Genomic DNA, 7,615 nt, shown 5'->3' with positions numbered 1-7,615 from the left:
AGGGGCGCGACATATCAGCCCCGGGCAACGCCCTGGGATAGCATCGTGGTCAGCCTAGCCCTGAAAGGGCGTGACATAACGGCGCAGGGCCTTATGTCACGCCCTTTAAGGGCTAGGCTCCCTCATATACCTCACACCCAGGGCGTTGCCCTGGGCTGGTATGTTCGACCCCGTTGGGGTCGACCGGCAACTCAGGGTGGAACCGGATACTCGCCGTTTACCGCCGTTATCGCGGCGTCGCATCGCGGCCGGAGGCCGCTCCCACGGGGACCTTCATGATGGCTGGCATTGTTTGTCAGGGCGCGCGTGCCCATCTGTGTTGCACCGCGCCTCGACCACCGAGACCCCGCCGATGTCAGCCACACCACCCGCCCGCCGGCCACTCAAGACCCGCGACACCGCCTGGGCGCGGGCGCTCGCCCGCTGGCTCGCCGCACGGCGGGTGGCGCCCAACCATATCTCGCTCGCGAGCCTGGGCTTTGCCGCGCTGGGGGCGGTCGCAATGATGCTGTCGCCGGCCGCGCCCCCGGGGGTGCGCAGCGGGCTCTATCTCGCCGCCGCCGTCTGCATCCAGTTGCGGCTGCTGTGCAACCTGCTCGACGGCATGGTCGCGGTGGAAGGGGGGCTGGGCTCGCGCTCCGGGGATGTCTTCAACGAGGTCCCGGACCGGATCGCCGATCCGCTGCTGATCATCCCGGCCGGCTATGCCTGCGGCCTCGCCTGGGGTCCGGAACTGGCCTGGACGGCGGGCCTGCTGGCACTGCTGACCGCCTATATCCGGGCGCTGGGCGGTACGCTAGGCCTGCCCCAGAGCTTTGCCGGGCCGATGGCCAAACCGCACCGGATGGCGGCGATGACCATCGCGCTCATCACCGCGGCGCTCGTCTGCCACTGGGGGCTGGACGGGCCGGTGCTGATGCTGGCGCTGATCGTGATCGTCGTCGGCGCCAGCGTGACCGCCGTGCGCCGCACCCGCGCGATCCTGGCCGCCCTGGAGGCGCGATGACCGCGGCGCCGCTGGCGGCCCGGCTGCTCGCCTTTCTCACCCGGCTGATCACGGGGGTGCGGGCACGCTGGGTCGGCTCGGCCCCGACCAGCGCGCAGCGGGTCTATTACGCCAATCATACGAGCCACCTGGACACCCTGGTGATCTGGGCCTCCCTGCCCGCCGCCATCCGCGCACGCACCCGCCCGGTGGCCGCCGCCGACTATTGGGACCGACCGGGGCTGCGCCGCTGGCTCACCGGCCAAGTCCTGAACGCACTGCTGGTCGAGCGCTCGGGGGGCAGCGGCAGCCGCGAGGCGCTGCACAAAATCGACCAGGCGCTGGCGGCGGGCGATTCATTGATCATCTTCCCCGAGGGCACCCGCGGCGACGGCACCAGCATCGGTGAATTGAAGCCGGGGCTCTATTTCATCGCCCATCAACGGCCAGGCGTGGAACTGGTGCCGGTGTATCTTGAGGATCTGAGCCGTATCCTGCCCAAGGGTGAGTTCCTGCCGGTGCCGCTGCTGGGCAGTGCCACCTTCGGCGCGCCGCTCACCCTGGCACCGGGGGAGGATCGGCACGCCTTCCTGCAACGCGCCCGCGCGGCCTTGGTCGCCCTCGGAGAACACGCATGAACCTGCTGAAAGACCCGCAGATGCTGCTCCTGCTCGGCGGCATCGGCAGCCTGCTGGCACTGAGCAGTCTGATCGGCTGGGTGCTGGCCCGGCGGGTACGGGATGACCAGGCCCGCCTGGTGGTCGCCAACCTCAACGCCCGCATCCGCTCCTGGTGGATAATGACGGCAGTGTTCGTCGCGGCGCTCGCCACCGGTGGCGTTGGGTCGGTGATCCTGTTTGCCCTGACGTCCTTTTTCGCCTTGCGGGAGTTCATCACCCTCACCCCGAGCCGCCGGGGCGACCACCGGACCCTGTTCTGGGCCTTCTTCGTCTTCGCACCGGCGCAATATCTGCTGGTGGGGATCCAGTGGTACGGGCTCTTCGTCATCTTCATCCCGGTCTATGCCTTTCTGTTCATCCCGGTGCGCAGCGCGCTCTCCGGGGACACCGAGGACTTCCTGGCCCGCACCGCCACCATCCAGTGGGGCCTGATGATCGCCGTCTACTGCGTGAGCCACGCCCCGGCACTGCTGATGCTCCAGATCCCGGGCTACCAGGATCAGGGGGCCAAGCTGCTGCTCTATCTGATCGTCGTGGTGCAGTTGAGCGACGTGCTCCAGTATGTCTTCGGCAAGACCCTGGGCAAACATCGCATCGTGCCTAAGCTGAGCCCCAACAAGACCTGGGAGGGCACGGTCGGCGGGATCGCCACCGCCAGCCTGGTCGGGGCCGGGCTCTGGTGGGTGACGCCCTTCAGCCCGGCCGCCGCCGGGGGCATCGCCTTGCTGGTCTGCCTGGTCGGTTTCGTCGGAGGGCTCGTCATGTCGGCGATCAAGCGCGACCGCGGGGTGAAGGACTTCGGCACCCTGATCGAGGGACATGGCGGGGTGCTGGACCGGATCGACTCATTGTGTTTTGCCGCTCCGGTGTTCTTTCATACGGTGCGTTATTTCTACACCTGAGCGCGGCGTCGCCGACAGGATGTCGGCGCTCCCGCGGCGTTCAGGCGTCAGCGACTTCTGCCAGCTTGACGCACAGCACATCGCAGTTGAGGCTGCGCAGCACGGCCTTGGCGGTGGAACCGAACAGCCCCAGGAATCCGTGCTGCCCATGGCTGCCGACGATGACCAAGTCCGCCCCCACCTCGGTGGCGACCGTGTCAATGGTATGGCCGGGTGGGCCGACCCGGACCAGGCGGTCCGCAGCCGCAACCTCCAGGGTATCGCCCACGACGTCCAACTGGCGGCGGGCGATGTCTAGGAGTTCCTGCTCCAGACCCAAATCGTCCGGGACCGGCAGGTCCCCGCCGAACCCCAGCGGCAGGTACTCTTGGGCCGCCGTCACGTGCTCCAGGACGTGCAACAAGGTCAGCCGTGCCCCGAACAGGGCGCGCAACTGCCGCGCCCGCGCGATGACGGGCACGCCGCTCGGTTCGAAGTCCACTGCCAGTAACAGATGAGTGTAGTGTCCGCTGTCCATCATGCACCTTCGGGTTACGTTGCCGGTCTGACGGCAATTATCCCGGAAAGCGCCGCTCGCCGTCAGCTTTCTGCGAAGGCTTGCAGATTCCCCCGGGTCCGGTATATTGCTGCATAGCAACAAATTTGGTCAGGCCACCCGACGCCCGCGCCGCGCCGCCGCCCCCGCCCTAGAGCCCCAGAGTCCCCTACGATGCTGCGAAAGATCCTGATCGCCAACCGCGGCGAGATTGCAGTGCGCGTCATCCGCGCCTGTGCCGAGATGGGCATCCGTTCGGCCGCCATCTATTCGGAGGCGGACCGCTTCTCGCTGCACGTCAAGAAGGCCGACGAGGCCTACAGCCTGGGCAGCGACCCGCTGGCCGGTTACCTCAACGTCCACAACATCGTGAACCTCGCTCTGTCCACCGGTTGCGATGCCATCCACCCCGGGTACGGCTTCCTCTCGGAGAACCCGGAGCTCGCCATCGCCTGCGCGCGGCGCGGCATCGTCTTCATCGGCCCCAGCGCGGAGGTGATTGCACGCATGGGGGATAAGACGCAGGCGCGCTTCGCCATGCAGAAGGCGGGGGTGCCGATCACCCCGGGCAGCGCCGGCTACCTGGAGGACATCGACCAGGCCCTGCGGGTAGCCGGTGAGATCGGCTATCCGGTCATGCTCAAGGCCACCTCCGGCGGCGGCGGGCGGGGCATCCGCCGCTGCGACGACGGTGAGGCCCTGCGCCACAACTTCGAGCGGGTCATCTCGGAGGCGACCAAGGCCTTCGGCCGGGCCGAGGTCTTCCTGGAAAAGTGTGTGCTGAATCCGCGCCACATCGAGGTCCAGGTCTTGGGCGACCACCACGGCAACTGCATCCACCTCTTTGAGCGGGACTGCTCCATCCAGCGGCGCAACCAGAAACTGATCGAGATCGCCCCCTCCCCCCAGATCGACGAGGCGGAGCGCCAGTATGTGGGCGGGCTCGCGGTGCTGGCCGCGCGCGCGGTCGGCTACACCAATGCCGGCACCGTGGAGTTCCTGCAGGACACGGACGGGCGTTTCTATTTCATGGAGATGAACACCCGCATCCAGGTGGAGCACACCATCACCGAGGCCATCACCGGGGTGGACCTGGTGGAGGAGCAGATCCGCGTGGCCGCCGGGCTGCCATTGCGCTTCAAGCAGCACGAGGTGACCCGCCGCGGCTTCGCCATGCAGTTCCGCATCAACGCGGAGGACCCCAAGAACAACTTTCTGCCGAGCTTCGGGCGCATCTCCCGCTATTATGCGCCGGGCGGTCCCGGGGTACGCACCGACACCTGTATCTATACCGGCTATACGGTGCCGCCCTATTATGACTCGATGCTCGCCAAGGTGGTCGTCTGGGCCCTGTCCTGGGACGATGTGCTCAACCGCGGCGCCCGCGCATTGAAGGACATGGGCGTGTTCGGCATCAAGACGACCATGCCCTTCTACCAGGAAATCCTGCGCCATCCCGAGTTCCGTTCCGGACGTTTCAATACCGGCTTCCTGGACGCCCACCCGGAACTCCTGGTGTACTCGGAAAAGCGCCGTAAGGAAGACATCGCCGCCGCCCTGGCCGCCGCCATCGCCGCGCATGCCGGCCTTTAACCTATTTAGCCGTTTTCCGGAAAACACCATGCCGAAGATCAATATCACCGAGGTCGTCCTGCGTGACGCCCATCAGTCGCTGTTCGCCACCCGCCTGCGCCTGGAGGACATGCTGCCGATCTGTGGGCAGCTCGACGCCATCGGCTATTGGTCTTTGGAGTGCTGGGGTGGGGCAACCTTCGACGCCTGCGTGCGTTTCCTGAAAGAGGACCCCTGGGAGCGCTTGGCGAGGCTGCGCGAGGCATTGCCCAAGACCCGGCTCCAGATGCTCCTGCGGGGGCAGAATCTGCTGGGCTATCGCCATTATTCAGATGACGTGGTGCGCGCCTTCGTCACCCGCGCCGCCGCCAATGGCATGGATGTCTTCCGCATCTTCGATGCACTCAATGACCCGCGCAACCTCCAGACGTCCATCGAGGCGACCAAGGCCGCGGGTAAGCACGCCCAAGGCACCATCTGCTATACGCAAAGTCCGGTCCACGACATCGCCGCCTTCGTCGCCTTGGGGCGTGAGTTGGCCCAGATGGGCTGCGACTCACTCGCGCTGAAGGATATGGCCGGCCTCCTGACGCCCTATGTCACCGCCGAACTGGTCAAGGCCCTGAAGGACGCGGTGGACCTGCCGCTGCACCTGCATTCGCACGCCACCTCCGGGCTGGCGGATATGTGCCACCTGAAGGCCATCGAGAACGGCTGCGATACGATCGATACCGCCATCTCGTCCATGGCCGGCGGGACCTCCCATCCACCCACCGAGAGCATGGTCGCAGCCCTGCGCGGCACCCCCTACGATACGGGGCTGGATCTTACGGCCATCCAGCAAGTCGGCATCTATTTCTATCAGGTGCGCAAGCGCTATCACCAGTTCGAGAGCGACTTCACCGGCGTGGACACCCGGGTCCAGGTCAATCAGGTGCCCGGCGGCATGATCTCCAACCTGGCCAACCAGTTGAAGGAGCAGAACGCGCTGGAGCGCATGTCCGCCGTGCTGGAGGAGATCCCGCGGGTGCGCAAGGACCTGGGCTTTCCCCCGCTGGTGACGCCGACCTCCCAGATCGTCGGTACCCAGGCGGTCATCAATGTACTGACCGACAAGCGCTATCAGACCATCACCAACGAGGTGAAGCTCTATCTGCAGGGCCGCTATGGCCGCGCCCCCGGGCCGGTCAATCCGACCCTGCAACAGCAGGCGATCGCCAATGAGGAGGTCGTGGAGTGCCGACCCGCGGACCTGCTGCCACCCGAACTGGAGCGTCTCACCCACGACATCGGGCCGCTGGCCCGGTCGGAGGAGGACGTGCTGACCTTTGCCATGTTCCCGGACGTGGGGCGCGCCTTTCTGGAGCACCGCGCGGCCGGCACCCTGCAGCCGGAGGCGCTGGTGCCCCCGGCGAGCGCCGGGGCGACCGGCACCGCCCCCACCGAATTCAACGTAGCGGTCCACGGTGAGACCTACCACATCAAGGTCACCGGCGTCGGCCCCAAGGGCCAGGCGGAGCGGCATTTCTATCTGGAGATCGACAGCGTTCCCGAGGAGGTCGTGGTCGAGACCCTGGATGAGCTGGTGCTGACCGGCGGGGTGGAAGGCGCGGTAAAGAAGGCGATTGCCGGCCGGCGGCCCAAGCCCACCGCCCCCGGCCACGTGACCACCTCCATGCCCGGCAACATCGTCGATGTGCTGGTGAAAGAGGGTGACACGGTCACCGCCGGCCAACCGGTCCTGGTCGCCGAGGCCATGAAGATGGAGACCGAGATCCAGGCCCCCATCGCCGGCACCGTGAGCGCGGTCTTCGTCATCAAGGGGGATGCGGTAAACCCCGACGAGGTCCTGCTGGAGATTACACCGGCCTGAACCATCAATGAACATCAACGAACCGCCAACGCACCCCGTATTTTACGACCCCGAGCGCAAGCGCTGGCCGCGTCTGCGCTTCGGGATGCTGGCCCTGTGGCTGGGCCTTTCGGTCCTGCTCGGCGCTCTGGTGGTGAGCATCCTGCTCAGCCCGGCGTTGCCGGCGCTGGCACTGCCGGGGGTCAGCTTCCTCCCCCACGGCGCCCATCCACTGCCGGCGATCGCAGCGTCTCCCGCCGCCCGCCCGCAGACCCGGCAGGAACATGCGCTGAGCGACGCCAAGACTAAGCTCCTGAAGGAGCGCGAACGCGGCCTGCAACTGACCCTCGCCCGCCCCCGTCATCCGAGCAATACGGCGGCCGCGGACCCCTTATCCATCGGTTTCTTCGTCAACTGGGACGACACCAGCATCCTGTCGCTCAAGGAAAACCTGGGCAACCTGGATATGGTCATCGGCGAGTGGCTGCACCTGAAGGAGGCCGACGGGACCCTGCGCGAGAACGACCCGGAGCGCACCGCCCAATACACCGCCTACATCCGCACCCATCGGCCCGAGGTCGCCATCGTTCCGCTGATCAACAATTGGAGCGGGACCGAATGGGAAGGCGCCAAGCTCGGGCGGATGCTGGGCGATCCCAAGGCCCGCGCCCGGGTGGTCGCGCAGGTGTTGTCCTTTGTTCAGGGCCACGGCTATGCCGGGGTCAGCATCGACTTCGAAAACCTCCCACCCAAGTCCCACGCGGGCTTCTACAGCTTACTCGCAGAGTTCTCTGCCGCCTTTCACCCCAAGGGACTAAAGGTCTCGGTCAATGTCCCCGCCAGCGACTCGGCCTTCGACTACAAGAAGATCGCGGCCAGCGTCGACCTGGTCATCCTGATGACCTACGACGAGCACTGGTCCACCGGCGCGCCCGGGCCCATCGCCAGCCTGCCCTGGTTCGCCAAAGTCCTACGTGAGCGCGCCCGTGACGTGCCGGCGGACAAGACGATCGTCGGCATCGGCGGCTATGCCTACGATTGGGGCAAGGGTAAGCCAGCGGAGGAGCGGACCTTCGAGGAGGCGGTGCT

At 66.6% G+C, this 7,615-nt stretch carries 7 protein-coding genes; 6 read left to right on the top strand and 1 reads right to left on the bottom strand.

Annotation, left to right across the window (positions count from 1 at the left end; translation table 11 throughout):
• Positions 1 to 352 precede the first annotated feature (352 nt).
• The 3 genes from QZY44_RS09620 to QZY44_RS09610 are packed head-to-tail and all read left to right on the top strand — an operon-like array spanning position 353 to position 2,567.
• Entirely contained in the window at positions 353 to 1,006 is a 654-nt protein-coding gene (locus QZY44_RS09620) for a CDP-alcohol phosphatidyltransferase family protein (RefSeq protein WP_295445580.1), read from the top strand.
• Positions 1,003 to 1,623: a lysophospholipid acyltransferase family protein gene (locus QZY44_RS09615; RefSeq protein WP_295445578.1), complete on the top strand. Its 621-nt coding sequence runs from the start codon at positions 1,003 to 1,005 to the stop codon at positions 1,621 to 1,623. The genes QZY44_RS09620 and QZY44_RS09615 overlap by 4 nt, the downstream gene beginning before the upstream one ends.
• Positions 1,620 to 2,567 (top strand): phosphatidate cytidylyltransferase, encoded by a 948-nt coding sequence (locus tag QZY44_RS09610; protein WP_295445576.1) that lies wholly within the window; start codon positions 1,620 to 1,622, stop codon positions 2,565 to 2,567. Before QZY44_RS09615 ends, QZY44_RS09610 begins: the two co-directional genes overlap by 4 nt.
• 40 nt (positions 2,568 to 2,607) lie before the next feature.
• On the opposite strand, the gene QZY44_RS09605 is transcribed toward QZY44_RS09610, so the two are convergent.
• Positions 2,608 to 3,087 (bottom strand): universal stress protein, encoded by a 480-nt coding sequence (locus QZY44_RS09605; protein ID WP_365303848.1) that lies wholly within the window; start codon positions 3,085 to 3,087, stop codon positions 2,608 to 2,610.
• Between the two features lie 189 nt (positions 3,088 to 3,276).
• Between QZY44_RS09605 and QZY44_RS09600 the strand changes: the two genes are divergently transcribed.
• From QZY44_RS09600 to QZY44_RS09590, 3 genes are all read left to right on the top strand, one after another.
• Positions 3,277 to 4,695, top strand: coding sequence for an acetyl-CoA carboxylase biotin carboxylase subunit (locus tag QZY44_RS09600; protein ID WP_295445574.1), 1,419 nt, complete (start codon positions 3,277 to 3,279; stop codon positions 4,693 to 4,695).
• 28 nt (positions 4,696 to 4,723) lie between these two features.
• Positions 4,724 to 6,547 (top strand): sodium-extruding oxaloacetate decarboxylase subunit alpha, encoded by a 1,824-nt coding sequence (gene oadA, locus QZY44_RS09595; protein WP_295445572.1) that lies wholly within the window; start codon positions 4,724 to 4,726, stop codon positions 6,545 to 6,547.
• A gap of 7 nt (positions 6,548 to 6,554) precedes the next feature.
• A partial coding sequence (locus tag QZY44_RS09590) for a glycosyl hydrolase family 18 protein (RefSeq protein WP_295445570.1) occupies positions 6,555 to 7,615 on the top strand: 1,061 nt, incomplete at its 3' end.

Source organism: uncultured Thiodictyon sp. (assembly GCA_903837595.1).
GTDB lineage: Bacteria > Pseudomonadota > Gammaproteobacteria > Chromatiales > Chromatiaceae > Thiodictyon.
Note: the sequence above shows the minus strand (reverse complement) of the source record. Positions and strands in the feature narration are given on the sequence as shown.

Bases quoted from the DNA above. Each gene is read 5' to 3' on its own strand.
- QZY44_RS09620 (WP_295445580.1), top strand. From the start codon at position 353: ATGTCAGCCACACCACCCGCCCGCCGGCCACTCAAGACCCGCGACACC.
- QZY44_RS09615 (WP_295445578.1), top strand. From the start codon at position 1,003: ATGACCGCGGCGCCGCTGGCGGCCCGGCTGCTCGCCTTTCTCACCCGG.
- QZY44_RS09610 (WP_295445576.1), top strand. From the start codon at position 1,620: ATGAACCTGCTGAAAGACCCGCAGATGCTGCTCCTGCTCGGCGGCATC.
- QZY44_RS09605 (WP_365303848.1), bottom strand. From the start codon at position 3,087: ATGATGGACAGCGGACACTACACTCATCTGTTACTGGCAGTGGACTTC.
- QZY44_RS09600 (WP_295445574.1), top strand. From the start codon at position 3,277: ATGCTGCGAAAGATCCTGATCGCCAACCGCGGCGAGATTGCAGTGCGC.
- oadA (WP_295445572.1), top strand. From the start codon at position 4,724: ATGCCGAAGATCAATATCACCGAGGTCGTCCTGCGTGACGCCCATCAG.